This is a genomic window from Paenibacillus sp. FSL E2-0151 (genome assembly GCF_037993015.1).
GTDB classification, from domain to species: Bacteria; Bacillota; Bacilli; order Paenibacillales; family Paenibacillaceae; genus Paenibacillus; species Paenibacillus amylolyticus.
Map to the genome: position 1 here is coordinate 43,913 of NZ_CP150308.1, position 26,810 is coordinate 70,722.

Here is a 26,810-nt window from a genome sequence, read left to right on the forward strand (position 1 = left end):
CAAGATGAAGTGGATTGTCGGACTTGGAAATCCAGGCTCGAACTATGCCAAAACCCGTCATAATATCGGTTTTATGGCACTGGATCGGTTGGCTGATCGTCATAATATCTCCATTACACAGAATAAATGTAAAGCGCTGATTGGAGAAGGCAATATTGGCGGTGTGAAAACCGTACTGATCAAACCAATGACCTATATGAACTTGTCTGGTGAATCGGTTCGAGCATATATGGACTTTTATAAAGTTAGTCTTGAAGACCTGATTGTAGTGTACGACGACATGGATACAGAGATTGGCAAAGTCAGATTGCGTTACCAAGGTAGTGCAGGCGGACATAATGGAATCAAGTCCATTATTCAGCATACCGGTACACAGCAGTTTAACCGGGTGCGCATGGGAATATCCCGGCCTGAACCAGGACATGCCATTGTTGATTATGTACTGTCGACATTTATGAAGAAAGAAAAGGAAGCCCTTGATCAGACCATTGAGCAAACATGTGATGCCCTGGAGCATAGCTTGACTCATACGTTTGAACAAACAATGGCGAAGTTTAACGGTTAATTTTGTAAGACATACTGGTAAAATGATCATAAAGACGGGTTCGATTCAGCCATACTGGACATACTGGATGTATAAACCATGTTCAGGAGGCATAAACATGTCAGTGAATTACGTATGTAGGCATTGCCGTACCTTTATTGGACGAATCGATTCTGCCCGGATAACGGAAGTAGAGCTCGGCTTTCATTTCTTGACCCCCGACGAGCGGAGGGATATAATAGCGTATAATTCCGGTGGTGACATTACCGTTCGGATTACATGTGATTACTGTAAGGAAGCCCTGGAGCACAATCCAGAGCTTAGCCTGCTCGCGAGTCCGCTTCAGTAGATATCGCCTGTAACAGGATCGAATGACAGTTGAGGGTGGTTGCGTAATAACGCTCCACCTTTTATAGCCTTGGCAGCCTGCTGAGGCTTCTTTTCAGTTGGCATGAAAGCCATCGCTATCTCGAAATCAGGCTCAGCCGCATCAACAGATGTGGCAATGTTGCGAGTAATCCGATATGATGAAACAGGACAAAAAGGAATTTGTATCCATTTTAATAGTGATGCTACGCGTATGCGTGAGATAATCAAGTAAGTTATAAGAGAGGTGCCCCTTTTGTTACAAGCACTTATACAGGCTTTTTCCAAAGATCCGGACTTCGGGTCCATTACAGCCGGAATCAAGTCCGGCATGAAGGAACAATTGGTTTCGGGTTTATCCGGCTCGGCGCGTCAGATTATGCTGGCTGCCTTGCATCAGGAAATGAACCGACCATTGCTCGTAGTAACACATAATATGTTTTCAGCTCAAAAAATTGCAGAAGATTTACAGGAAGCGCTTTCACCTGATCAGGTGTTGATCTATCCTGCCAACGAGCTTGTCGCTGCGGAAGCTGCTGTTTCCAGCCCGGAAACATTGGGTCAGCGTATTGATGTGTTGGTCCGTTGCGCCCAGGGATTCAGGGGCGTTGTTGTTATTCCTTTTTCCGGGGTAAGACGTTATGTTCCGCTTCCGGAAGTGATGGCCAATGCTCGAATTTTGATCAAACAGGGTAACACACTTCAACTGGACTCCTTCCTGCTGGAGATGGTAAAGCTCGGATACGAGCGTGTGGAACGCGTGGAATCTCGTGGTGAGATGAGTGTACGCGGAGGTATCATCGACTTCTATCCGGTTACTTCATCGATCGCATATCGGGTGGAGTTATTTGATGATGAGATCGACTCCATTCGGACATTTGATCCAGCGGATCAGCGTTCGATTGAACGGATTGAAGAAATTACGGTTTTACCATGCAAGGAGTTAATTGCAGATCGTGAACGTATGGAAAAGGCTGCCGATGCGGCTGCTCTTTTGCTGGAGCAACAGCTGGAGAAAATGACGGACCGGCAGGCGAAGCTGCGTCTTCGTGAGGAAATTCACCGGGAGATCGAGCTTTTGCGGGAACACGTGTATTTCTCCGAAATGTATAAATATATTTCTCCGCTCTATCCGGAGAACAAAACGATCTACGACTATATGCCAGAAGATACCCTGCTGGTTCTTGATGAGCCTGCCAGACTATCGGAGACATCGAAACAGCTGGACCGTGATGAATCAGAGTGGAACCTACATTTGATGCAAAACGGAAAAACACTTCCGGATCTTCCATTATCCGCAGACGGTGATGAACTCTTGTATGAGCGTCCATTCCAGACGCTGTTTATGTCGATCTTTTTGCGCCAAGTTCCACACACTCAACCACAGAACATTCTGAACTTCATCAGTCGTGGCATGCAGGATTTCCATGGACAGATGAACGTACTGAAGGCAGAGATGGAGCGTTGGCAGAAGGCCGGAGTCAAAGTACTTATGCTGGCGAACGGTGAGGAGCGACTCGAGCGGATGCGCCGGGTACTGATGGACTATGATATTCCAGAACCAGAGATGATGATCGGTAATTTGCAAACGGGATTTGAAATGCCATCCATTCATTTGGCTGTTGTGACCGAGGGCGAGATGTTCTCGCAAAAACAGCGTAAAGTACGAAAACCGATTCGGAATGTAGATAATGCTGAACGGATCAAATCCTATAGCGAGCTAAAAGTGGGCGATTATGTCGTTCACCAGAACCACGGGATTGGTAAGTACCTGGGGATCGGCACCCTCGAAGTTGGCGGTATTCATAAGGACTACATGCATATTCTCTATGCGGGTGGAGACAAACTGTCTGTACCTATTGAGCAGATCGATCTGATTCAGAAATATGTTGGTTCCGAAGAGAAAGAACCGAAAATATACAAGCTGGGCGGCAATGAGTGGACACGGGTTAAAAATAAAGTACGCACATCTGTACAGGATATTGCTGATGATCTAATTAAGCTGTATGCAGAGCGTCAGACCTCCAAAGGGTTTGGATTCGACAAGGATTCTGCGGAGCAGCAGGAGTTTGAGGACATGTTCCCTTACGATGAGACACGTGATCAGGTGCGTGCGATCGAAGAAATCAAAAAGGACATGGAACAAAACCGTCCAATGGATCGTTTATTGTGTGGGGATGTTGGTTACGGCAAAACCGAGGTGGCTATTCGGGCTGCATTTAAAGCAGCTATTGAAGGCAAACAGGTGGCTGTCCTCGTGCCAACAACTATTTTGGCACAGCAGCATTTTGAGACGTTCCGTGAGCGCTTCTCCGGTTATCCGTTCAACATTCATGTGCTTAGCCGGTTCCGCTCCCGTAAAGAGCAGAATGAAACAGCGAAAGGCATCAAGGCAGGTACAGTGGATATTGTCATCGGGACACATCGATTGCTGTCGCAGGATCTGGTGTTCAAGGACCTGGGACTGCTCATTGTTGATGAAGAACAGCGCTTCGGTGTAACCCATAAGGAAAAACTGAAGAAGCTGAAAACCAATGTAGACGTGCTGACACTGACGGCAACGCCGATTCCGCGTACGCTTCATATGTCCATGCTGGGTGTGCGTGATCTGTCCGTTATTGAGACTCCACCAGAGAACCGTTTCCCGGTGCAGACCTATGTGGTTGAACACAGCCAGGCGCTTGTTCGTGAAGCGATTGAGCGTGAGCTTGCCCGTGGTGGGCAAGTGTATTACCTCTACAACCGTGTTCAGGGAATTCAGGAGATGGCTGCCGAAATTTCTGAGCTTGTGCCTGAAGCCAAAGTTGGTGTAGGACATGGTCAGATGTCAGAAACAGAGCTGGAGAAAACGATTCTGGACTTCCTAGACGGTGAATATGACGTGCTTGTGAGCACAAGTATCATCGAGACCGGGGTAGATATTCCGAACGTAAATACACTGATCGTACATGATGCGGATAAAATGGGACTCTCCCAGCTGTATCAGCTGCGCGGACGTGTGGGTCGTTCCAACCGTATTGCGTATGCCTATTTCACGTACCAACGGGATAAAGTGCTTACTGAAGTTGCTGAGAAACGTCTGCAATCAATCAAAGAATTCACCGAACTGGGTTCGGGATTCAAAATCGCCATGCGTGACTTGTCTATTCGTGGTGCGGGAAATCTGCTAGGAGCGGAGCAGCATGGTTTCATCGCTTCCGTCGGGTTTGACCTGTATTCCCAGATGCTTGCGGAGGAGATCAACAAACGCAAAGTTACGATGCTTGGCGAAGAGCCGGTACCTTCAGACCAGTGGAACACAACGCTGGATCTCAGTATCGATGCCTACTTGCCGTCCGATTATATCTATGACAGTATTCAGAAGATTGAGATCTACAAAAAAGTGGCGGTCATTGCATCCTTCGACGATGCGATGGAGTTGGAAGAAGAATTGGTTGACCGATTCGGTGATCTTCCGGAAGCCGTCATTAACTTGCTGGCTGTTGCGCGGATGAAAGTATACGGCAAAATCTACGGTATTGAGTCCATTTCCCAACGTGGTGAGGACATTACCGTGAAGTTCTATGAAGGGCGTGAACATGCCTTTGAACTCTCGAAAATCGCGCACATTGGAAATCAGTTCGAAAGACGTGTACAATTTGAACAAGGACCCCATATGCTGATTCACGCTAAAGGCAAGGGGCTTGGGGATAAGCAACTGATGGAGCTGGTAGAGAAAATTCTGGAGTCCATGAAAACTGCTTTTAAATCAAAGGGGGAACTAAAGGATGTTACCAAAGTATAAAAAAGTAGGAAAAGTACTGTCTGTGAGCATGGTTGCAGTACTATCCTTATCACTGCTTGCTGCATGTGGCAAGAAGGAAGAAGCAAAAACACCTGAATCCACGGATACAAGTGCTGTAGTCGCTACGTATGATGGTGGTACTATTACAGCCAATGAATTCGATATGGAGCAACGTGTCATGAAATTCCTCTATCCGGAGTATGCACAAATGATGGATATGGACGATTTCAAAGAGTATCTGGTAAAACAGGAAGTTGCTTATGAATATCTGAGTGGCAAAGCAAGTGAAGAAGCCAAAACAGCAGGTACAAAAGCGGCAACTGAGCAATTCGATAAAATGAAAGCTTCTGTTCAGGCAGATCAATGGACAGAAATGCTCAAAGCTCAGAAACTGACTGACGACAACATTAAAGACTACATGACTCGGATCATGACAGTAATCAAAGATAAAGAAACAGGCGTTACGGATGATGCAATCAAGGCTGAGTTTGAGAAAAACAAAGATCAGTTCACAACGGCTTCCGTTCGTCACGTGCTGATTAACTTCACAGATCCAAAAACGCAAAAAGAGCGTAAAAAAGAAGATGCACTTAAAATTGCAAAAGAAGTAAAAACCAAGTTGGATGGCGGAGCTGATTTTGCTGAAATTGCAAAAAAATATTCCGAAGATCCAGGTTCTGCTGAAAAGGGTGGACTGTATGAAAATACACCTGTAGGTAGCTGGGTAGAGGCATTTAAGGAAGCTGCAAAAACATTGCCACTGAACAAAATCAGTGATCCAGTAGAGACAGAGTACGGTTACCACGTCATGAAAGTGGAAGCTCGTACAGAAGCTGACTTTGCCAAATTGACGGCTGAACAAAAAGAAAGTCTGAAGAGCCAATTGGCTGCAGCCGAAATCGATACGTTCATGCAAAATGAATTGGACAAAATCGTAAAAGAAGTTAAACTGCCAAAAACAGAAAAAGCTGAAGAAGGTAAGACTGAAGGCACAACTGAAGGCACTACCGGTACAGGAACTGAAGGAGAAAAAACAACCGAACCAAAAACGGATGACTCCACAGGTACGGATACCAAGACTGACCAAGGTACGACTGGAACAGACAAAGATGCAACTACAGATGAAGGTACAAGCAGCAAGTAAGCTGGTAAAATTGCTGTGTTAGCATACGTTCAGGGGTTAAATTCGCCCGAATGAATGCCTTGTACTTCGTAAATATGGACAACCATACAGAGAAGCAAGGGGAGGACTTAGGACCTCCTTCTTGCTTCTTCTTTTATATATTCAAGTCATATGGGTACATGGTCGCCTTCTTCGAAAGTTACACAACTATATTCTCCGAAGCATGTATAAGGAAATGGGAACAGATGAATACTATGGTCAAGATATCACACTAAACGTTCTGGGACTTTCCTCTACCCATTAAGGAACAGTAGTTGAAAAATCTTCTCGAGAAAGTGGGGCAACATGTGAAATGAAAGCTACTGGTATTGTCCGCCGTATAGATGACCTTGGTCGTGTGGTCATTCCAAAAGAAATCCGCCGTACGTTACGTATTCGTGAAGGTGATCCACTGGAAATTTTCGTGGATCGTGATGGAGAAGTTATCCTTAAAAAATATTCGCCAATTGGCGAACTTGGTGATTTTGCCAAAGAATATGCAGAATCCCTGTATGAGAGTACAGGACATGTAACGATGATTTCTGACCGGGATACCATTATCACGGTGGCAGGCGGCTCCAAGAAAGAATATTTGGACAAGCAGGTAGGTCAACTGTTGGAAGGTTGTATGGAAAATAGAAAGACCATTCTGGAAACAAACAATGGTTCTTATGAGCTTAGCAAAGATCATGACGAGACGTTATCCTCTTTTGTTATTGCGCCGATTATTTCAGGTGGTGACCCCATCGGAACGGTTATCCTGTTCAATAAGGACGAATCGGTGAAGATGTCTCAGATGGAAGTGAAGATGTCCGAGACAGCTGCTGGTTTCCTTGGCAAGCAAATGGAACAATAGACCGCAGATCAACTCCTGGTGCCTTGTCTTGGGCATACGGGAGTTTTTGCGTTTTAAGGGACAACGAAGTTAATCCGGATGATTGTGATGGGGGAGGGTTAGTCTGTGTGCCTTCAGGCAGTTATAATAGCAAGGTATGCTTAAAAGGATTACGCGGGAGGGACATATGAAACAGCCGTCTACAGGCTCAAGGCTGCTACAGGGTGCATTTATACTTGGGCTTGCTGCCATTATCTCTAAAATCATTGGTGCTTTTCAAAAGATTCCGCTACAGAATCTGGGGGGAGACGGTGTATTTGGCATCTACAATACGGTGTATCCGTTATATATGCTCATTATCACGCTTGCTGCTGCAGGGCTGCCGCTGGCCGTATCCAAATTCGTAGCAGAACAGAACGCACTCGGAAGACCAGACGAGAGCAGAAGAATTATTCGACTATCTTCCCTACTGCTCGGGGGAATTGGAATTATAATGGCGCTCTTGATGTATGCAGGTGCGCCACTGATCGCTGACATGATTGGCAACCGCCATGTGGTTCCATCGATTCGTGCTGCTTCATGGGCGTTATTGTTCGTACCGGTGATGACAGGGCTGCGGGGATATTTTCAGGGATTACAGCAGATGGTTCCAACAGCGGTATCACAAGTGGTGGAGCAGACGATACGTGTCACCGTCATGATTGTTTTGCTTCTGTGGTTGATGAGACGGGACGCTTCGCTTGAGACTATTGCCGCTGGCGCCATGATGGGCTCCGTTGCTGGTGGAATGGTTGGACTGTTAACCATGTTAGGTTACATGGTCCGTCATCGGCGGAAAGGCAGGGAAGTCGTCACCGAACAATTGGATTCGGAATGGAGCAGTAAAGGCGGGGAGGTTGGATCAGATCGTCATGAACGTCAGGAGAATACACCGGTTACGCCGCTGAAGAAAACGGTGAGTGCTATTAACCCGACTCTGGCAGAAAGATCACGATCCAATGGGGAGTGGATCAAGACGCTACTCATGTATGCCATTCCCGTCTGTCTCGGGTCACTCGCCGTGCCGTTGATGAATCTGGTGGATACCTTCACCGTGCCACGGCTTCTACGAGGAGAAGGGCTGGATGAACTCCAGTCGATGGTTTCCTTCGGCATCTACAACCGTGGATTGCCGCTGGTTCAACTGGTGACGATGCTGGCCACGTCACTGTCTGTGCTCTTTATTCCGGCGATGGCGGAAGCCCGGTTAAAGGGCGGGCCAGAAGCCGTGCGGGAGCAAGCAGGCCTCGCGCTGCGCTGGTTCTGGTTGATCGGCCTGGCGGCATCCGCGGGTCTCGCGGTGTTGGCGGAGCCGATTAACCGCATGCTGTACGGAGATGCCGCAGGCACCGAAGCACTGCGGTACATGGCGCTGACGGCTGCGGGCAGCACCGTCAGCATTATTGCGGCGGCGCTGCTGCAAGGCCTCGGCGCCGTGCGCGCACCCGCGTTCAGCATGCTGGCCGCCGCAGGCGTCAAGGCACTGCTGAACGTCATGCTTGTGCCGGCGCTGGGCATCAGCGGCGCGGCTCTGGCAGGCGCAGTCGCCTACATGCTGGCGGCTGGCCTGAATGTGGCGCTGCTGGCGCGACTTGTCGCCCTGCGCCCTGCCCCTGGCGCCGTCCTGGCGAAGCCGGCGCTGGTGATCGCCGCCATGAGTCTGGCGGCGTTAGGCACGGCCTGGGCCGCCGAAGCCGTGCTCGGCGGCATGGGTGTCGCGGCCGACCGCAGGCTGGCCGCGCTGGGCGTGAGCCTACTGGGCATTGCCGCAGGCTCGGCCGTGTTCTTGCTGGCCGCGGCCCGGACAGGGCTACTGACCGCCGCGGAGCTGGCGGCTGTGCCCAAGTTGGGGCCTCGCCTTGCCAAGCTACTGCGCAGACTGCGTGTGCTGCGCTAGCTCCATGCTCACGGTGCTTCTACACCCAGCACAGCGAATATGCAATTATAGGATATCGAATGATTCTGGTATAATACGTGTAATTAGTCCTGTTCAGGCATGATGAATCATTGAGCCTGGACAGGATAGTCCGGATGGAGGTTTACGTAATGAGTGCAGCTTTAACCGTAGTGGGTCTTGGATCTGGAGATGCAGACCAACTGACCGTAGGTATTATCAAAAAAATGAAACATGCAGCTACGCTGTATGTACGTACCCTGGATCATCCCGTTTTGAATGATCTGAAGCAAGAGGGACTGGTAATGACCTCATTTGATGCCATCTATGAGGCGAAGTCCTCCTTCCCCGAGGTGTATGATGAGATCGCAAACCAACTGATAGAGGCTGCTCGTAAGGGTGAGGCCGGAACCGAAGTTGTGTATGCCGTTCCGGGTCATCCCATGGTGGCAGAAGCAAGTGTGCGCCTACTCAAAGAGCGTTGTCCGCAGATGGGTATTTCACTGCGTGTGATGGGCGGGGAGAGCTTCCTAGATGAAGCTTTTATACGACTTGGATTCGATCCAATCGAAGGTTTTCAACTTCTGGATGCCAGCAGCCTGAACACGGAACTGGTACAACCACAGCTACATACGTTGATCGGACAAGTCTACGATGTGTTCACTGCTTCCGATGTGAAGCTATGCCTGATGGAGGTTTACCCGGATGATTATCCGGTATTTGTGGGTCATGCGTTGGGTGTGGAGGGTCAGGAGGTCATTCACAAGATTCCATTGCACGAACTGGACCGGATCGAAGGGTACGGCAATCTGTCACTGATCTATGTACCGAAGAACACCGATGATGCCTTGCGTCGCAGATCCTTTGCGCGTTTGCATGAGATCGTCAATATTCTTCGCAGTCCGGGTGGCTGTCCATGGGATCAGGAGCAGACGCATCAATCCATTCGCAAAAACCTGATTGAAGAGACCTATGAGGTCATTGAGACGATCGATGAGGATGACCCCGACCATATGAAAGAAGAGCTGGGTGATTTGCTGCTGCAGATTTTATTGCACTCCCAGATGGAAGAAGAAGTGGGTACATTTAATGTGTATGATGTCATCGAAGGTTTGAATGATAAGCTGATCTTCCGCCATCCACATGTGTTTGGCGATAATCAGGCAGAAGATGCGAATGAAGCTCTTCAGAACTGGGAACAGATGAAGGCAGAGGAGAAGAAGCGCAAAGGCCAGGATCAGCAGAAGGTTTCCGTGCTGGATGGTATACCGCGTGACTTGCCTGCATTGATGAAGGGATACAAGTTACAGAAGAAAGCAGCCAAAGTAGGCTTTGACTGGGATGATGTTGAAGGTGTGTTTGCCAAGATCGAGGAAGAACTGGCGGAGTTGAAAGAAGCGGTGCAACAAGGCCAGTCTGCGGAAGAACGGAAGCTCGAACTGGGTGATTTATTATTCGCAGCCGCAAACGTTGCAAGATTCATCGATACGGACCCGGAAGAGGCGCTTGCTGCGACCAACCGCAAGTTCGTTGGGCGGTTCCAGTACATCGAAGAGCGTTTGCGTGAACAGGGAAGAACACCAGCAGATAGCAATGTAGAAGAGATGGAGCAATTCTGGCAGGATGCGAAGAAGGCAGGATTATAACGGGTTCAATTTTCTGGGAAATACCGATAAACCTTATTCCATCATGTTATGCAGTGTGTTATGATATACGAACATGTGTTCATCTGTGTTGACTGGGATAGGTGTTTAGCGACGGATGGTTTCGGGTACTGGTCTTAGACTGTTGCCTGCGGACCATCGACAAAAAGCTAAAAAAAGTCGCGGACTAAGGCAGGATTTCAGATGCCAAGCCAGAATACATGTGTAGTGACCTAACGCGAATCAGCGGCAATCGATGTATTGTCAGGAATCGCAGATACTTTTTTTTCAATTTGGGAGGCTTTTAAAAATGAACAAAACAGATCTGATTAACAACATTTCAACCAAAAGTGGTTTGACTAAAAAAGACGTTGAGTCCGTATTGAACGGCTTTTTGGGAGAAATTACAGATGCACTTGCCAGCGGAGACAAAGTACAATTGATCGGCTTTGGCACTTTTGAGACCCGCAAACGTTCCGGTCGTACCGGACGTAACCCACAAACAGGGAATGAAATCGTGATTCCTGAGTCCACTGTTCCTGCATTCAAAGCAGGCAACAAACTTAAAGAAGCCGTAAAATAATGCGTCTTGATAAATTCCTGAAGGTCTCCCGGCTAATCAAACGCCGCACTGTGGCCAAGGACGTCTCTGAACAGGGACGTGTTCTGGTGAACGGACGTGAAGCTAAGCCCAGCGCCGCTGTCAAAGTGGGCGATGAGCTGACGGTTCAGTTCGGTCAGAAACTGGTCACTGTGAAGGTGGAACGAATTGCCGAGAGTACCAAGAAGGATGAGGCGAGCAGCCTCTACACCTTGGTGAAGGAAGAGCCGATCGCCAAGGATAACGGGATGAACTGGTAACAGTACATCTGGTATTAAATATTCATTCAATGCAAGTTGAATCGAAACGTCCTCCTGTAACAGGGAAGGGCGTTTTTGTTTTTACTGGATGCCGGGTTATTTGTTCAACAACGCTGGTTCTATTCCAACCTCCACACCCATAAGCTAGGTGTAAGAAGGAGGGGTACATGCCATGGTTGAGCACGGTAAGGCCAAACAGCATCATCTGAGCATGCAGAATCGGAAACTGCTGGATCTGACGGGTGTCTCCAACGTGGAGAGCTTCGACAGTGAGGAATTTTTGCTGCAGACTGAACTTGGGCATCTGACCATCCGGGGGCACAATTTACATATCAAAAACCTGAGCCTGGAGGAAGGTCTGTTATCCATTGAAGGCACAGTCAGTTCGCTCCAATATCTGGACCCCGGTTCCCAGTCCAAAAATGGTAAAGGCCTGTTTGGCAAGATGTTCCGATGAGTCCGGATACTCAATGGATCACATTGATGTGGATGCTTACTTCGGGGGTCGTGATGGGAATGGCCTACGACAGTTACCGGGTACTGTCCGGACAGCTGCGGTTTCCGAGATGGAGTATTCACACGCTCGATCTGTTGTACTGGGTTGCTTCCGCGCTGTTCGTTTTTCGGATGCTATACGCCGGAAACCACGGACAGTTGCGGTTTTATGTCTTTTTGGGGCTGATTATAGGGGTTTGCTTCTATTTTTGGCTTTTAAGTGTTACAACCCAGCGTTTTGTGGTAATGTTAATTAAACTCGCAAGAAAGCTGATTCATTGGTGTGGACATATCCTTAACATCCTGATCGTTATGCCGGCTAAAGGAATTTATAAGTTAATTCGCGTATTATTCGGTTTTGTAATTGCGATACTATTATTCCTGGGCAGGCTGGTGCTACAGTGTTTGGTACCTTTCGGCAAGTTGTTCCGCTGGATGTTTAGGCCGCTCCTGAAACATTGGGTAACGCCACGCTTCATGATCCGTGTGGGTACAAGAATTGCAGCGATGTGGAAACGCTGGTTTTAAGGAGGTCCGTAATGGGTAAAACACCTGTGGGCAGATCAAAGGCTCCAACTAACCAAGGAAAATCTGCCGGTGCAAAAAGGCGCCTCATGCTTTGGATGACGTTTATGATTGTATTTGTAATATGGGCAGGATATACATTCCTTGTGCAGAATGCACAAATTTCGGACAAGAGTTCTCATCTGGCCACTCAGCAAGCTTCAAAGGAAGATACGTTGAAGAAGCTGGAACAGTTGAAGTACGAAGTCAGCCGGTTGAATGACCCTGAATACATAGGACAGCTGGCACGGAAAAAAGGATATTATCTTCCTGAGGAAACGCCGATCCAGGTTGAAGAGTCAGGGAACTGATGGAATTCGGTCTATTACCGAGCTAGGTTTGTTATCCGTGTGTCTGAAGCCGTTAAACCGGAAAAAATAGGCTCTCTGATGGGGTAGTGTTCAGTTGACCTTGGTTTATGGCATAAGGTATAATTACATTAGCGCAGCATTGATTTTGGCATTCAAAAAATCGGGTTGTATATTTTTAAGGGAGGATCATTTTATTCTATGGCAATTGAAGTGGGCACCAAGTTAGAGGGCAAGGTGACAGGAATCACGCATTTTGGAGCATTTGTGGATCTGTCAGGAGGTGTCACGGGTCTCGTTCACATCTCGGAAATCGCCGACAATTACGTCAAAGATGTCAACGACCACCTGAAGCTGAATGACCTCGTTACAGTGAAGGTTATCAACGTTGACAAGGATGGCAAGATCGGACTTTCCATTAAGCAAGCTGTTGACAAACCGGTTGAGCAACAAACCCAATCTAGACCCCCGAGAGCTCCTAGACCGGAACGCAGTGGAGGAGATCGCGAACGATTCAGCGGCGGAGGCCCAAGTGGTGGCCAAGGTCGTGGTGGTGGCGGCGGTGGATTTAACCGTGGTGACCGCGGAGGCCGTTCTTTCAAGCCCGCAGCAGGCAAACCTTCATTTGAGGATAAAATGTCACGCTTCCTGAAAGATAGTGAAGAGCGGATCTCTTCGCTTAAGAAGAACACAGAAGGCAAACGCGGAGGCCGTGGAGCCAAGCGTGTGTAATCTGTCACAACCTGATCTAAACATATAAGTAAAACCGTTAGCCCATGGGCTAACGGTTTTTTTGCGTTTCTTTCACAGATAAGTAGTTGAATAGCTTTTTTTGTAAGGTGAAGCTCCATATCCCCAGTTTTTCTGCACGGCAAAATGAAACCATAAGAACATTTGTCGTCTACCATTTTTTACCGACAGGTTTCCGTGGCATTCCACAGTTATCCTGCTCAAATGGTGGCGAGACCAAACCATCTCCGGTTCAAAATCAGACATTCCGATTGTCGGAATCAAGTAGGAGAATGAATGAAACCACAATAAGGCCGGGGGTTTCGCTCCACCGCGCCAGGCTTGTTTCTTTTGTCGTAAACTTTTTGGACCCTGCCCACCTATTCTGACAAACTACGTCTTCTAATCTATCTATAATCAGAACCATCGAGAACGAAACACGAAAATTCAAATTAATCGAATGGGGTGCCTTGAGGATGATGGAAAAGTGGAATGTCATTCAATTTCCGGGAATGAAAGCAGGTAAAGGAGGTACGGAAGCTCGGGAGGAGCTGTCGGTACGTCTGAAACAATGGCTTGGCTCCCGCAAGGCTGTCCAGATGGTTGCTTCCCGCAAATGGGTACTGCTGCTTACGTTTATGGGGTTCCTGCTCGGAAAGGCAATGATCCTGAATGAGTTATCTCCCTTTGCCATTGCTTACTTCGCCGTAATTGCTTTCATGCGCAGGGATTACATCATTCCGGTAGGCGCTGCACTTCTCGCAGGCAGTCTCTTTGCACCGTTTCCGGTACCACTCATTGTTGCATCGGAGATCGCCATCTTTTATCTGCTCTTCCGCGGTCTGGAGTCATATGATCGTGCTGAATTATCTTATGCACCAACGATGGTGTTTACGACTACATTTATGGTCAAGTTATTCGCGGTTGTGATTGGACCATCCTTCAGCTGGTACGCGATGCTGATGCTCACGATGGATTCGGTATTAAGTTTCGTGCTCACCCTTGTTTTTATACAAGCCATACCGATCTTCACCTACCGCAAAAAAAAGTTCAGCCTAAAGAACGAGGAGATCCTCTGCCTGATCATATTGCTCGCTTCCGTTATGACGGGAGCCGTAGGGTGGACCATTCAGTCTTTATCCGTCGAGCATATGCTCTCCCGTTATCTCATATTAATCTTTGCGCTGGTGGGCGGAGCCCCCCTTGGAGCCTCAGTTGGCGTTATTACCGGCTTGATTCTGAGTCTGGCTGACATGTCAGCGGTGTATCAGATGAGCCTGCTTGCTTTTGCCGGGATGCTGGCGGGTATGCTTCGAGAAGGCAAACGTGCGGCGGTTGCACTGGGCATGCTGCTGGGTTCGTCCATTCTATCCATATATCTGGGCGGACCGGGCGATGTGATGAACTCATTATGGGAGACGTGTGCAGCTATCGTACTATTCATGTTAACACCTAAAAGCCTGATGACGGCGATATCCAAATATGTACCGGGTACACAGGATCATACCAAATCGCAGCATGAGTATGCCAAACGGATACGGGATATCACGGCAGAACGGGTAACCCGGTTCTCACAGGTATTCCGTCAATTGTCACGTAGCTTTGATCAGATGTCCGGTGCAGGGGAGCAGGTACAGAAAGAAGGTGGAATGGACCATTTCATGAATGCGGTTGCCGAGGGCACATGTGCAAGCTGCTTCAAGCGTACACAATGCTGGGATGCGAAGTTTATTCAAACCTACAAATATATGACGGACGTGATGAGTACGATTGAAGGAAACCCGGAGATCTCAGGCAAGCAGATTCCAGTGGACTGGAACAGGGTATGTGCGAAACCGGAAGAGGTCCTTGAAGTCATGCGTGCCCAGTATGGACTGCATCAACATAACATGCAATGGAAGCGTCAAATTATCGATAGCCGGCAGCTGGTTGCAGAGCAATTGTCCGGTGTATCTCAGGTCATGGAGGACCTGGCCAAAGAAATTCAGCGGGAAAGTGATGAGATGGTACAGCAGGAGGAGCAGATTCGGGATGCACTGGAGTCACTGGGCTTGTCCATTCACTCCATTGAGATCATCAATCTGGAAGCGGGCAATGTAGAGATTGAGATTGTACATGCATATACACGTGGATTCGATGAGTGCCGGAAAATGATTGCTCCGCTGATCTCGGATGTACTGGACGAGCATATTGCCGTCTTGCATGAGACCATGACCGATCCTCGTCAGGGACTGGCAACCGTTACGTTTGGTTCGGCCAAAACCTTCGAGGTTACCACGGGTGTTGCTGCCGCCGCAAAAGGGGGAGATGTGATGTCAGGCGACAGCTTCAGTACGGTTGAGTTAGGCAACGGTACATTCGCGGTGGCGCTCAGTGATGGAATGGGCAATGGAGAACGGGCACGCATGGAGAGCAGCGCGGCGCTGAACATACTGGAACAGTTGCTACAGTCCGGCATGGACGAGAAACTGGCGATCAAATCCGTGAACTCCGTTCTGATGCTGCGCTCCCCTGAAGAGATGTATGCAACAGTGGATATGGCGCTGATCGATGAATATACGGCAGAGACCACGTTTATGAAAATCGGATCGACGCCAAGTTTTATCAAACGAGGCCAGGAGGTTATTCAGGTTTCGGCCAGCAATTTGCCAATCGGTATTATTAAGGATATTGAAGTGGATCTGGTGACGGTACAGCTTCAGCCGGGGGATATCCTCATTATGATGACGGATGGCATCTATGATGCACCGGGGTATGCGGTGAACAAAGAGTTATGGATGAAACGGCTCATTCAAGAGATTGATACAGATGATCCGCAAGATTTGGCCGATTGCCTGCTTGAAAGTGTCATAAGATATCAGCAACATGAGATTTTGGATGATATGACCGTCGTTGTTGGAAAAGTAGAGCATTTCCGCCCTGAATGGGCCACACTGCGTGTGCCTGGCATCAACCGGATGGAGCGTCCACGGACCGTCAGTTAATTGCATATTCTTCTGTTTGAAGTCTCTTCATTCTGGCAATGCTAGTCATAGAGTTGGAGAGTAACGAATAACGGAGGGATATCGGATGAAGCAAATCTTATTGATCACCGACGGTTGTTCCAATGTAGGACCAAGTCCGGTGCTGGCAGCGGCCGAAGCGCTGGAAGAGGGGATTACGGTTAATGTGGTTGGCGTGATTGATTATGGAACCATTGGTGAGTTGGGTAGCCGGGAGATTGAGGATATTGCCAGAGCCGGAGGTGGAATCAGCCAAATTGTAGGTACACGTCAGCTTGCCCATACGATGCAGATGATGACAAGAAAAACGGTGGTTCAGACCATTCAGCAGGCGGTTAATAGAGAGTTAACACAAATTTTGGGAGAGAAGGAGCCCAAAACGGTAACCGATTTGGAGCCTGCACAACGCGGCAGGGTCGTGGAAGTGATGGATGATATGGCTGAAACTATAGCCTTACAGGTTATATTGTTAATCGACGTTAGTGCCAGCATGAAGCCCAAACTGGCTGCGGTAGAAGAAGGCATTCGCGATTTAATGTTAAGTTTGCAGGCGCGTATAGGTCAAAGCAAGCTTTCCGTATTTCATTTTCCGGGACGACACAGTGGAGAAGATGCGGTAATGGATATTGACTGGACAACGGATCCAGGCCGTGTTCGGTCCTTGTTTGGAAGGTTGCAGATGAAGGGTGCAACGCCGACAGGTCCTGCAATTCAGAAGGTGATTGATTTTTACCGTTATGGTACACTGGAGAAACAGCAGGAAATAGAAGGGAACTATCGCATTGAAAGAGAAGGGATGCTCGGTGACAACGTTGTCTGACGCCTCTTTCCCGCCAGGAACAGTGGTTACAGGGAAATGGAATCGCAGTCGTTACACGATTCGGAAGCTACTGGGCAAAGGAGCTAATGGCATCGTTTTTCTTGTCCAACGGGGTGAAAATGGCAAACACTACGCGTTAAAAATGGGATTTGATCCGGTTGATCTGCAATCGGAAGTCAATGTGCTCAAATCTTTTCAACTACAGCGTAATCATGAGGCCCTTCGGCAGAGCGGCATTCCTTCCTATCTTAAAGATGTGGATGATTATGCCGTTCGTGGCCGGGATATTCCCTTTTATGTGATGCGTTACGTTAGAGGTGAGGCACTTCATCACTTTATTCGGCGTCAGGGGACAGACTGGACACTTCTGGTGGGACTTAGACTCTTGCAGAAGCTGGCACAATTGCATCAGGCGGGATGGGTGTTTGGTGATCTCAAACCTCAGAATGTGTTGGTATCCGACTATGGGCAGGTGGAATTGATCGACTACGGCGGAGTTACGTCGATTGGACGAAGCGTCAAACAGTTCACCGAATGGTATGATCGGGGCTTCTGGAATGCAGGTAGCCGTACGGCAGATGGTACCTATGATGTATTTGCATTTGCATTATTATTGATTCATGTACTTGAAGCAGACGCGCTCAAGGCACTGGCGGCCGAAGGATTACCGCAACTGCGAAGTGTGAATCAGCTCGTAGCGCTGGTGGAGCGCAGTGAACGACTGGGTCCTTTTCGCAATTGGACAACTCAGGCATTACGAGGTCAGTTTCGTGATGCAGGTCATGCGGCACAAGGGTGGAAGGAAATGATGGCACGCCCCACGCCTCTCCGCCGTCGTTCCAAAAGTACAACACCGCGCTGGCTTATGAACGCATTTGCTGTATCTGTGATATTACTTATTGGAGTGCTCATCTATGCACTACTTTTCTGATCTGTGAGAGTGCATATACATAACGCAAGGAATGAGGAACAGGTATGGAGGCTTTACGCTGGAACATGCTGGTAAAGAACGTGCTGGATGCAGCGGAAGAGCATCAGTTATGGGTTCCCGGGGATCGGATTGTCGTCGCAGTATCGGGCGGGCCGGACTCGGTGGCTTTTTTGCATATCATGCACGAGATCAGCAAGCGGCATGTGCCACTTGAATTGATCTGTGCCCACGTGCATCATGGCTTCCGGAGTGAATCTGATGATGAAGCGGAGAAAATGATGGAACTGGCACAACAGCTTGGTATTACATTTGAATGGACCAAGGCCGATGTACCTTCATATATGGAGCTTACGGGTCAAGGACCACAGGAAGCAGCCCGCAACAAGCGATATGCCTTTTTGCACGAAGTGGCTTCCAAATATAATGCGGCAAGCATCGCTTTGGCACATCATGCCGATGATCAGGCGGAGACGGTCATGCTTCATTTGCTTCGTGGAACCGGCTTGTCGGGACTCTCAGGAATGAAGTTTAAAAGACGAGAAAAAAATGTGGAACTTATTCGTCCATGCCTTCGTATAAACAAGACAGACCTTGTAGAAGCTTGTATTACCCAGGGTTTTATGTATTTCAATGATGAGAGCAACGCCCTGCGTAAATATCGGCGTAATGCCATTCGCTTGGATGTGCTTCCTTTTTTGGGGCAGTATAATGGACAACTCACGCCGTCATTGAATCGGCTTGCCGAAATTGTGGGTGATGAAGACGATTTCATGGAGCAGAGTGCATATGACACATACAGGTGTCTAGTGCAGGTGAACGGCGGAAGGCAAACCTTTGAGGTGCCTTCCTTCTTGAAGTTACATGTCGCTTTACAACGAAGGTTGATTAAACTAATATTGAATTATCTGCCTTTGGACAGTGATTTTGTCGACTTTACCCGTATAGAAACCATTCGGCGCAAGGTCATAGAGACCCATGTGACGACCTGGAGCCTGGATATAGGACAGACACTCGCCTGCACTCGGGAGTATAATCTGATTTCTTTTGGCATACGGACGGACGTACAGGATCAATCTTACGAGTACCGTCTTGCGCAATGGAGTGGAACTTATGAGCTTTCACTCACCCCAATTAACCGGTATATTCGGTTGATGACGGTGAGTCCCGAGGACTATCATGTACCGGAATCGGCGGATCAAGCCGCGTTTGATGCGGATCAACTGCTTATGCCGCTGGTTGTGCGTTCACGGTTACCTGGAGATACCATGAAAGTGATGGGATTAAACGGAAGCAAAAAGGTGAAAAATATTTTCATCGATGAGAAAATCCCCCCATCTGTCCGTCCACGTATTCCTGTGGTATGTGATGGAGCAGGTCATATCATCTGGTTACCGGGTGTTCGACGGTCCAGTGTGGCTCCTGTCAGGGAGGGCACTTCCGCAATCCTGTACATGACTGTAGGCGATTCAGCGATTCAGGGGTAGTGGTTATGGTTCAGGTAAGGCTTTCATAGTATAACTTAGGAGGTTCGCACAGTTGCAGAACGACATTCAGGAAGTATTGATCAGTGAAGAAGAAATTCAGAGTAAAGTCAAGGAATTAGGCGCAACACTAAGTGCCGAATATGCAAATCGCAATCCTTTGGTCATTTGTGTGCTCAAGGGTGCGTTTATATTTATGGCTGATTTGGTTAAAAACATAACGGTACCTGTTGAAATGGATTTTATGGCGGTATCCAGTTACGGCGCTTCCACCAAGTCATCAGGTGTTGTCAAAATCATTAAGGATCTGGATGTATCCGTAGAAGGACGGGAAGTTCTGATTGTCGAAGATATTATCGACAGCGGACTTACACTCAGCTATCTGATTGAACTGCTAGAAAACCGCGGTGCCGAGTCGGTGCGAGTGGTTACGCTGTTCGACAAGCCTTCAGGCCGTAAAGTTGAGTTGGAAGCTCATTACACAGGCTTTGACATTCCTGACGCGTTCATCGTTGGTTACGGTTTGGATTTTGCGGAGAAGTACCGGAACCTGCCCTATATCGGGATTTTGAAGCCGGAAGTCTATAGTAGCTAATATCCTGCCCGACCCAAGCCTTGAGCTGTTCTTGGCTTCTGTTGAGAAGCCATGTCGGGCTATGTTAAAATAATTAAAGTGTCTCGAGAGGAGGTAGGGGATGAATCGGTTCATCCGGAATTCTGGTTTTTATTTGATTCTTTTTTTAGTTGTGGTGGGGATAGTCCAGTTCGTCAGCAATGGCGGCGAAGCCACCGATAATCCTAGATATGATCAGTTGCGTGCAGCGATCAAAGCCAACAATGTCTCTGAATTGACGGTTCAATTCAACGGTCAAACGTATCTCGTGACCGGTCAATACAAGAAGGCACCTGATGGCGCCAAATCAGAAAATTTCTCAACGTATATTCCTCCTACGGATGAGGCAATTAGTGAGCTTGTAGCTGCAAGTGAAACTAACAATTTCCAATATCATCAGGAGCCAATGAAAGGTGACAGCATCTGGTTGACGTTGCTGACTTCCTTTATTCCTTTGATCATTATGTTCCTGCTGTTCTTCTTCCTGTTTAATCAGGCTCAAGGCGGCGGCGGTAAAGTAATGAACTTTGGTAAAAGCCGTGCTCGTCTCTACAACGAAGAGAAGAAGCGGGTTACATTTGAAGATGTTGCGGGTGCTGACGAAGAGAAACAGGAACTTGTTGAGGTTGTAGACTTCCTCAAGGACCCTCGTAAATTCGCAGCAGTAGGTGCGCGGATTCCTAAGGGCGTATTGCTCGTAGGGCCTCCAGGTACCGGTAAAACATTGCTCGCTCGTGCCGTAGCCGGTGAAGCGGGTGTACCATTCTTCACTATTTCAGGTTCCGACTTCGTGGAAATGTTTGTCGGTGTCGGTGCATCACGTGTTCGTGATTTGTTTGAAAATGCGAAGAAAAATGCCCCATGTATCATCTTTATCGATGAGATTGATGCTGTAGGACGTCAGCGTGGTGCTGGTCTCGGTGGTGGTCACGATGAACGTGAACAGACACTCAACCAGTTGCTCGTTGAGATGGACGGATTCGGAGTTAATGAAGGTATTATCATCATTGCCGCAACGAACCGTGCAGATATTTTGGACCCTGCCTTGCTGCGTCCAGGACGTTTTGACCGTCAAATTACGGTTGACCGCCCTGATGTAAGAGGTCGTGAAGCTGTCCTGAAAGTACATTCCCGTAATAAACCACTGACCAAAGATGTGAAGATGGATATTATCGCGAAGCGTACAACAGGTTTCTCTGGTGCGGATTTGGAGAATCTCTTGAACGAAGCGGCATTGCTTGCAGCGCGTCGTAACCGTAAAGATATTTCCATGAAGGAAGTTGACGAAGCGATTGACCGTGTCATCGTTGGTACGGAGAAGAAAAGCCGTGTCATCAGTGATCGCGAGAAACGAATCGTTGCTTATCACGAAGCAGGTCATACCATTGTTGGATACTTCCTCGAACATGCTGATATGGTACATAAAGTGACCATTATTCCGCGCGGACGTGCGGGTGGATATGTAATCATGTTGCCAAAAGAAGACCGTATGCTGGTTACCAAGCAGGAATTGCTGGATAAAGTAACCGGACTTCTCGGGGGTCGTGTAGCTGAAGAATTGTTCATCGGAGAAATTGGTACTGGTGCATACAGTGACTTCCAGCAAGCGACAGGTATTGTTCGCAGCATGGTTATGGAATACGGTATGAGTGAGAAATTGGGACCTATGCAATTCGGAAGTTCACAAGGACAGGTATTCCTTGGTCGGGATATCGGTCATGAACAGAATTACTCGGATTCCATTGCTTACGAGATTGATCAGGAAATGCAACGCTTTATCAATGACTGTTATGAGAAGTGTAAGGACTTGCTTGTTAAACATTCAAAAGAGATGCACCTGATCGCTCAAACTTTGCTTGAGGTTGAGACTTTGGAAATGGATCAGATCAAGCAATTGATCGAAACAGGTTCTTTGACTCCAAAAGCAGAGAATGACAATGATGGTGAAGGCACACCAACTGAAGGCGGAGAGCCAATCATCGACACCATCGGTGATGTGCGTGTTCGTATTCAAGGTAAAGATGAAACGCCTGAGCCACCAGCCGGAGATATTCCAAACGAAGCTCCGAATCTGGAAAAGGGTAATAACAATAACCCGGATGATGGCGGAACTAAGCCAACGTCTTAATACACAATACATCTGGCTATGATAGCAGGTGAAATCAAGAGAGCCCTCGAGGCTCTCTTTTTTTATCCATTATTTTAAAAGAGGATAGATAAAGATAAACGGGAGTTAGATGGCGAACCAGTTAGCAAACAGGTGGTTACAGCGCTGTCCCGGGCCTTTTTCATTTATTGACAGAGTCGTGAACGTTGTGTAAATTAGTTGTTAAACCGCTTGTGATTCGTTTCTCAAGCGAAGATAACGACTTAGGTTAGCCCACGAAACAGCGCATGACGCTGTCCCGATAAAGGAGAGGATCACAGGTGGAAGCTCTGGCTTTAGAGCGCAAGGCTGAGATGAACCGCGAGCTGCGTGAGCGGCTTATGGTGTTGAAGAAGGAACGTAATGCCATTATTCTTGCCCATTATTATCAACGTGACGAAGTACAGGAGGTTGCCGACTTCCGTGGAGATTCGTTTCTGTTAGCCCAGAAGGCAGCACAGACAGATGCGGATGTGATCGTTTTCTGTGGTGTTCATTTTATGGGTGAAAGCGCTAAAATTCTTGCGCCAAATAAAACAGTTATTATCCCGGACGAACGTGCGGGCTGCCCAATGGCAGATATGGTGAATGTGGATGGACTACGCAAATTGAAAGCACAACATCCTAATGCCAAGGTGGTTACGTATATCAATTCCTCGGCTGAGATCAAAGCAGAGACTGACATCTGTTGTACATCGGCGAACGCAGTCCGGGTTATTCAATCGGTGGATTCCGACGAAATTATCTGGGTACCGGATAAAAACCTGGGACATTATGTGCAGCAGCATACAGACAAGAAAATGATTATCTGGGAAGGCTACTGCAACACTCACGATATGCTTACAGTCAAAGATGTGGTGGAGATGAGAGCCAAGCATCCCAATGCGGAGTTTGTTGTCCATCCAGAGTGTCGCCCTGAGGTTGTAGAAATGGGTGATTTTGTAGGCAGCACAACAGCTATTCTGGAGTATTGCAAAAATTCATCAGCGAAGGAATTTATCGTAGGTACCGAAGATGGTACAGGATATCAGCTTCGTCTGGATAGTCCGGATAAACAGTTCCACTTTGCTACCAAGTTCCTCGTATGTCCCAACATGAAGGTGAACAACTTGAAGAAACTGGTGAAATGCCTGGAAACGATGAAGCCGCAAATCTACGTGCCACCGGCCGTTGCCGACAAAGCCAGAGAATCACTAGAGCGCATGTTGTTGGTAAAGTAGGATGCGCTACTCTTGCTCCAAGACAGGTGAATAACATGATACCGCAATATTTAGTTGATTTTGATCTGTCTGCGCTACCCATGGTAGAGACGGATGTACTGGTTATAGGCTCAGGGATTGCTGGTTTGTTTACTGCCATTAAGGCAAGTGGACAACAACGTGTATTAATGATCACGAAGAAGTCATTACTTGAAAGTAACACCAGATATGCGCAGGGAGGCATCGCTGCGGTTATTGCTGAGGATGATTCACCTGCTTACCACTTGCAGGATACACTTGTAGCAGGAGCGGGCTTATGCCGCTCCGAAGCGGTAGAGGTATTGGTGAATGAGGGGCCGGACGGAGTGAAGGAACTGATTCGTTTGGGTACTTTATTTGATCTGGAGAACGGCGAGTTGGCGTTGACGCAGGAAGGTGCGCATAGCCACCGCCGTATTTTGCATGCCAACGGAGATGCAACAGGATATGAGATTGTACGTGCGCTTGCTGTTGAAGTGAATGAGCATCCCGGGATTGAAGTTTGGGATGAGCATTTTGTTGTTGACCTGATTACGGATCGAGATCGAGGGGAATGCATTGGCGCTCTGGTTCAGAAGGATGACGGATCGCAAGTGTTCGTGAAGGCACAGGCAACCGTTCTTTGTTCTGGTGGGGCAGGACAACTGTACCGATACACGACGAATCCGGATGTAGCTACTGCCGATGGTGTAGCCATGGCTTACCGGGCTGGGGCTATTGTTCGTGACATGGAATTTATCCAATTCCACCCCACCTCTCTATGTTACCCTGGGGCCCCGCGTTTCCTTGTGTCAGAAGCCGTACGCGGCGAAGGAGCATATTTGCGCAATGTGAAGGGTGAGCGCTTCATGGATCGTTATCATGCCCAGCTTGAACTGGCCCCACGAGATATCGTGGCACGAGCGATTGTTAGTGAGATGGAGTCCACCAACAGTACCTTTGTGTACTTGGACATTACACATGAACAGCCAGAGATGATCAAGCATCGGTTCCCTACCATATATGAGACTTGTATGCGTTATGGATTAGACATGACAACGGACTGGATTCCCGTTGCACCTGCTGCCCATTACATGATGGGTGGAGTGAAAACGGATTTAAGTGGAGAGAGCAGCATCTCCCGATTATTTGCTTGTGGCGAGGTGTCTTCTACAGGAGTGCATGGAGCCAACCGCCTGGCAAGCAATTCTTTATCAGAAGCGATTGTATTTGGGCGGAGAATTGTTGATCGTATTCAATCTCTCCCTCCGCTTGGTTTATTACAAGTAAGAGGGGCTGCGCATTCATCTGTGGACATGAATAACAAGGTCAATAAGATCACGGAAGAGCAAAAGCCGGTATCCGAAAGACGTTTACGATTACAGAAAATGATGGTTCGTCAGGTCGGCTTGCGCCGGAACGGTGAGAACCTGCATAAGGCCATGGACAAGCTGCAACAGGAATTGCAATTTTTTGATCAGACACTTACCCAAAAGGAAGAACTGGAGTATGCCAACCTTCTGACTTGTGCCTGGTTAGTTACTAGCGGAGCATTACACCGCGAGGAGAGTCGGGGGGCTCACTATCGTGAGGATTTCCCGGCGCGTGATGATATCGTGTGGCAGAAGCATAGTCTGCAACAGCGAGAACAAGCGATTGTGGAGGAATTGATGTCATGATACTGAATGGATATAATGAAGGGCTTATCGAATCGATCAAAAACTGGCTTCGTGAAGATGTTGGTGCAGGTGACGTTACAACAAGTGTGACGATCCCGGCAGGCAACCAATCCAAGGCCATTATACACGCCAAAGACAATGGTATTATTGCAGGCATGATCGTAGCTGAACTTGTATTTCAAGTCGTTGATCCTGATCTTGTATTTACACCGAAGGTAACAGACGGAGACCAGGTCACCCATGGCACGATTTTGGCCGAGGTAGAGGGAAGTACACATTCACTGCTTACGGGGGAACGACTGGCACTTAACTTGCTGCAACGTATGTCCGGAATAGCTACGCGTACGCGTGCCTACGTGGATGTGCTGGATGGTCTTGAGACCAGGCTCGTGGATACACGTAAGACAACGCCGGGCCACCGACTACTTGAGAAATACGCGGTGCGCGTGGGTGGCGGAGCGAATCATCGATTTGGACTGTACGATGCCGTTATGATTAAGGATAACCACATCAAGGGTGCAGGCGGAATCACCGAGGCGGTACAGCGTGCGCGAACCGTTATCCCACATACGATGACGATTGAAGTGGAGACTGAAAATCTGGAGCAGGTGAGAGAAGCCTTGCAAGCCGGGGCAGATATCATTATGCTGGATAACATGCATCCAGAGCGGATGCGTGAAGCGGTTGAACTTATTCGTGAACAGGCTCCTCATGTGAAGGTTGAAGCATCCGGTAACGTGTCTCTTCAGACCATTCGTGGTATTGCAGAGAGTGGTGTGGATGTAATTTCGGTTGGCAGGTTAACCTATTCCTTTGAGAGCCTGGATATTAGTCTGGATTTAAATGAAAAGAAAGAGGGGTGAACCTCTTTGATTCTAGTTGTAGACGTGGGGAACAGCAATATGGTGCTCGGCGTATATCAAGGCCGGGAATTGCTGCACCACTTTCGTCTGAGTACATCACGTCAGTCAACAGTGGATGAATACGGCGTATTGATTTATAATTTATTTCATATGTCCGGCATCAGGGCAAGTGACATCGAAGGTGTCATCATCTCATCTGTGGTTCCGCCACTGGTGAATGTAATTGAAGCGATGTGTGAGAAGTATGTAGGCAAAAAAGCTTTGCTCGTTGGGCCTGGTATCAAAACTGGCTTGAATCTGCGATACGAGAACCCTCGTGAAGTGGGTGCAGATCGTATTGTTAATGCAGTGGCAGCCGTTGAGAAGTATGGCGGCCCTCTCGTCGTGGTCGATTTCGGTACCGCAACGACTTTTGACTGTATTGACGAGAAAGGCCACTATCTGGGGGGAGCTATTGTACCTGGCATTCAGATCGCCACTGAAGCGCTCTATGAGCGGGCATCCAAGTTGCCTCGTATAGAGCTGGAGAAACCTAAAAAGGTTATTGGCCGTAATACTATTCATGCCATGCAAGCAGGTATTATATATGGCTATGCAGGGCAGGTAGATGGTATTGTAGAACGTATTCGCGAGGAGATGGGAGCGAAGCCCCGAGTTATCGCGACGGGTGGTCTCGCTACACTTATCGCAGAAGAAACCCGTAGTATAGAGGAAGTTGATCCGCTGCTTACGCTTGAAGGGCTGCGTATTATATATGAGCGGAACCGGGAAAGGTGAGCATAGTGACGGCATACAGCGGGCTGAGATTACAGCTTAAGTGTTGTGCCGTTTTTT

General features: G+C 48.1%; 24 protein-coding genes. 23 read left to right on the forward strand and 1 reads right to left on the reverse strand.

The features are described from left to right. Positions 1 to 4: 4 nt before the first annotated feature. On the forward strand, positions 5 to 565 hold the full coding sequence (gene pth / locus MHI55_RS00215) for an aminoacyl-tRNA hydrolase (protein ID WP_036606126.1): 561 nt from the start codon (positions 5 to 7) through the stop codon (positions 563 to 565). A gap of 97 nt (positions 566 to 662) precedes the next feature. Next, positions 663 to 893: an anti-sigma-F factor Fin family protein gene (locus MHI55_RS00220; protein WP_017691368.1), complete on the forward strand. Its 231-nt coding sequence runs from the start codon at positions 663 to 665 to the stop codon at positions 891 to 893. Here MHI55_RS00220 and MHI55_RS00225 read toward each other — a convergent pair. Then, positions 887 to 1,141: a hypothetical protein gene (locus MHI55_RS00225; RefSeq protein WP_340388265.1), complete on the reverse strand. Its 255-nt coding sequence runs from the start codon at positions 1,139 to 1,141 to the stop codon at positions 887 to 889. The genes MHI55_RS00220 and MHI55_RS00225 overlap by 7 nt on opposite strands. A 25-nt stretch (positions 1,142 to 1,166) precedes the next feature. Here MHI55_RS00225 and mfd point away from each other — a divergent pair, with 25 nt between their 5' ends. The 21 genes from mfd (at position 1,167) to MHI55_RS00330 (ending at position 26,753) form a co-directional block, all read left to right on the forward strand. Beyond that, positions 1,167 to 4,694, forward strand: a complete 3,528-nt coding sequence (mfd, locus tag MHI55_RS00230) for a transcription-repair coupling factor (RefSeq protein WP_340388267.1) — start codon at positions 1,167 to 1,169, stop codon at positions 4,692 to 4,694. Continuing rightward, positions 4,678 to 5,838 carry a peptidylprolyl isomerase gene (locus MHI55_RS00235; protein ID WP_036668467.1) on the forward strand — a complete coding sequence of 387 codons (1,161 nt, stop codon included), beginning with the start codon at positions 4,678 to 4,680 and terminating at the stop codon, positions 5,836 to 5,838. Before mfd ends, MHI55_RS00235 begins: the two co-directional genes overlap by 17 nt. A 331-nt stretch (positions 5,839 to 6,169) precedes the next feature. Next, a complete protein-coding gene (spoVT, locus tag MHI55_RS00240) occupies positions 6,170 to 6,712 on the forward strand; it encodes a stage V sporulation protein T (protein ID WP_036606123.1) in 543 nt (180 codons plus the stop codon). A 166-nt stretch (positions 6,713 to 6,878) separates the two neighbouring features. Continuing rightward, a complete protein-coding gene (locus MHI55_RS00245; RefSeq protein WP_340388269.1) occupies positions 6,879 to 8,627 on the forward strand; it encodes a polysaccharide biosynthesis protein in 1,749 nt (582 codons plus the stop codon). Positions 8,628 to 8,776: 149 nt separating this feature from the next. Continuing rightward, positions 8,777 to 10,270, forward strand: a complete 1,494-nt coding sequence (mazG, locus tag MHI55_RS00250; RefSeq protein WP_036668465.1) for a nucleoside triphosphate pyrophosphohydrolase — start codon at positions 8,777 to 8,779, stop codon at positions 10,268 to 10,270. A gap of 307 nt (positions 10,271 to 10,577) precedes the next feature. Further along, positions 10,578 to 10,850: an HU family DNA-binding protein gene (locus MHI55_RS00255; RefSeq protein WP_017691362.1), complete on the forward strand. Its 273-nt coding sequence runs from the start codon at positions 10,578 to 10,580 to the stop codon at positions 10,848 to 10,850. Beyond that, on the forward strand, positions 10,850 to 11,128 hold the full coding sequence (locus MHI55_RS00260) for an RNA-binding S4 domain-containing protein (protein WP_036606120.1): 279 nt from the start codon (positions 10,850 to 10,852) through the stop codon (positions 11,126 to 11,128). The genes MHI55_RS00255 and MHI55_RS00260 overlap by 1 nt, the downstream gene beginning before the upstream one ends. A gap of 172 nt (positions 11,129 to 11,300) precedes the next feature. Next, the gene (gene yabP, locus MHI55_RS00265) at positions 11,301 to 11,585 is read left to right on the forward strand and encodes a sporulation protein YabP (RefSeq protein WP_036606119.1); all 285 of its coding nucleotides are present in this window, start codon (positions 11,301 to 11,303) and stop codon (positions 11,583 to 11,585) included. Further along, positions 11,582 to 12,151, forward strand: a complete 570-nt coding sequence (gene yabQ / locus MHI55_RS00270) for a spore cortex biosynthesis protein YabQ (protein ID WP_076254644.1) — start codon at positions 11,582 to 11,584, stop codon at positions 12,149 to 12,151. Before yabP ends, yabQ begins: the two co-directional genes overlap by 4 nt. Positions 12,152 to 12,162: 11 nt before the next feature. Continuing rightward, a complete protein-coding gene (locus MHI55_RS00275) occupies positions 12,163 to 12,498 on the forward strand; it encodes a septum formation initiator family protein (protein ID WP_076254642.1) in 336 nt (111 codons plus the stop codon). Between the two features lie 198 nt (positions 12,499 to 12,696). Beyond that, positions 12,697 to 13,227 carry a S1 domain-containing RNA-binding protein gene (locus MHI55_RS00280; protein ID WP_017691357.1) on the forward strand — a complete coding sequence of 177 codons (531 nt, stop codon included), beginning with the start codon at positions 12,697 to 12,699 and terminating at the stop codon, positions 13,225 to 13,227. Positions 13,228 to 13,700: 473 nt separating this feature from the next. Beyond that, on the forward strand, positions 13,701 to 16,208 hold the full coding sequence (spoIIE, locus tag MHI55_RS00285) for a stage II sporulation protein E (RefSeq protein ID WP_179088724.1): 2,508 nt from the start codon (positions 13,701 to 13,703) through the stop codon (positions 16,206 to 16,208). An 85-nt stretch (positions 16,209 to 16,293) separates the two neighbouring features. After that, complete coding sequence (locus MHI55_RS00290) at positions 16,294 to 17,046, forward strand: VWA domain-containing protein (RefSeq protein WP_340388271.1); 753 nt, start codon at positions 16,294 to 16,296, stop codon at positions 17,044 to 17,046. Continuing rightward, the gene (locus MHI55_RS00295) at positions 17,030 to 17,977 is read left to right on the forward strand and encodes a protein kinase (RefSeq protein ID WP_036606117.1); all 948 of its coding nucleotides are present in this window, start codon (positions 17,030 to 17,032) and stop codon (positions 17,975 to 17,977) included. The genes MHI55_RS00290 and MHI55_RS00295 overlap by 17 nt, the downstream gene beginning before the upstream one ends. A gap of 65 nt (positions 17,978 to 18,042) precedes the next feature. Further along, positions 18,043 to 19,461 carry a tRNA lysidine(34) synthetase TilS gene (tilS, locus tag MHI55_RS00300; protein WP_340031570.1) on the forward strand — a complete coding sequence of 473 codons (1,419 nt, stop codon included), beginning with the start codon at positions 18,043 to 18,045 and terminating at the stop codon, positions 19,459 to 19,461. Positions 19,462 to 19,513: 52 nt separating this feature from the next. Beyond that, complete coding sequence (hpt, locus tag MHI55_RS00305) at positions 19,514 to 20,053, forward strand: hypoxanthine phosphoribosyltransferase (RefSeq protein WP_017691352.1); 540 nt, start codon at positions 19,514 to 19,516, stop codon at positions 20,051 to 20,053. Between the two features lie 100 nt (positions 20,054 to 20,153). After that, entirely contained in the window at positions 20,154 to 22,199 is a 2,046-nt protein-coding gene (ftsH, locus tag MHI55_RS00310; protein WP_036606115.1) for an ATP-dependent zinc metalloprotease FtsH, read from the forward strand. 299 nt (positions 22,200 to 22,498) lie between these two features. Continuing rightward, a complete protein-coding gene (nadA, locus tag MHI55_RS00315; protein WP_036606114.1) occupies positions 22,499 to 23,437 on the forward strand; it encodes a quinolinate synthase NadA in 939 nt (312 codons plus the stop codon). Between the two features lie 35 nt (positions 23,438 to 23,472). Continuing rightward, complete coding sequence (gene nadB, locus MHI55_RS00320) at positions 23,473 to 25,113, forward strand: L-aspartate oxidase (protein ID WP_340388273.1); 1,641 nt, start codon at positions 23,473 to 23,475, stop codon at positions 25,111 to 25,113. Beyond that, positions 25,110 to 25,976: a carboxylating nicotinate-nucleotide diphosphorylase gene (gene nadC, locus MHI55_RS00325; protein ID WP_047844509.1), complete on the forward strand. Its 867-nt coding sequence runs from the start codon at positions 25,110 to 25,112 to the stop codon at positions 25,974 to 25,976. The genes nadB and nadC overlap by 4 nt, the downstream gene beginning before the upstream one ends. Positions 25,977 to 25,982: 6 nt before the next feature. Next, positions 25,983 to 26,753 (forward strand): type III pantothenate kinase, encoded by a 771-nt coding sequence (locus MHI55_RS00330; RefSeq protein WP_036606111.1) that lies wholly within the window; start codon positions 25,983 to 25,985, stop codon positions 26,751 to 26,753. Positions 26,754 to 26,810 lie beyond the last annotated feature (57 nt).

Coding starts and splice junctions, on each gene's coding strand:
- pth (WP_036606126.1), top strand. CDS start 5: ATGAAGTGGATTGTCGGACTTGGAAATCCAGGCTCGAACTATGCCAAA.
- MHI55_RS00220 (WP_017691368.1), top strand. CDS start 663: ATGTCAGTGAATTACGTATGTAGGCATTGCCGTACCTTTATTGGACGA.
- MHI55_RS00235 (WP_036668467.1), top strand. CDS start 4,678: ATGTTACCAAAGTATAAAAAAGTAGGAAAAGTACTGTCTGTGAGCATG.
- spoVT (WP_036606123.1), top strand. CDS start 6,170: ATGAAAGCTACTGGTATTGTCCGCCGTATAGATGACCTTGGTCGTGTG.
- MHI55_RS00245 (WP_340388269.1), top strand. CDS start 6,879: ATGAAACAGCCGTCTACAGGCTCAAGGCTGCTACAGGGTGCATTTATA.
- mazG (WP_036668465.1), top strand. CDS start 8,777: ATGAGTGCAGCTTTAACCGTAGTGGGTCTTGGATCTGGAGATGCAGAC.
- MHI55_RS00255 (WP_017691362.1), top strand. CDS start 10,578: ATGAACAAAACAGATCTGATTAACAACATTTCAACCAAAAGTGGTTTG.
- MHI55_RS00260 (WP_036606120.1), top strand. CDS start 10,850: ATGCGTCTTGATAAATTCCTGAAGGTCTCCCGGCTAATCAAACGCCGC.
- yabP (WP_036606119.1), top strand. CDS start 11,301: ATGGTTGAGCACGGTAAGGCCAAACAGCATCATCTGAGCATGCAGAAT.
- yabQ (WP_076254644.1), top strand. CDS start 11,582: ATGAGTCCGGATACTCAATGGATCACATTGATGTGGATGCTTACTTCG.
- MHI55_RS00275 (WP_076254642.1), top strand. CDS start 12,163: ATGGGTAAAACACCTGTGGGCAGATCAAAGGCTCCAACTAACCAAGGA.
- MHI55_RS00280 (WP_017691357.1), top strand. CDS start 12,697: ATGGCAATTGAAGTGGGCACCAAGTTAGAGGGCAAGGTGACAGGAATC.
- spoIIE (WP_179088724.1), top strand. CDS start 13,701: ATGATGGAAAAGTGGAATGTCATTCAATTTCCGGGAATGAAAGCAGGT.
- MHI55_RS00290 (WP_340388271.1), top strand. CDS start 16,294: ATGAAGCAAATCTTATTGATCACCGACGGTTGTTCCAATGTAGGACCA.
- tilS (WP_340031570.1), top strand. CDS start 18,043: ATGCTGGTAAAGAACGTGCTGGATGCAGCGGAAGAGCATCAGTTATGG.
- ftsH (WP_036606115.1), top strand. CDS start 20,154: ATGAATCGGTTCATCCGGAATTCTGGTTTTTATTTGATTCTTTTTTTA.
- nadB (WP_340388273.1), top strand. CDS start 23,473: ATGATACCGCAATATTTAGTTGATTTTGATCTGTCTGCGCTACCCATG.
- nadC (WP_047844509.1), top strand. CDS start 25,110: ATGATACTGAATGGATATAATGAAGGGCTTATCGAATCGATCAAAAAC.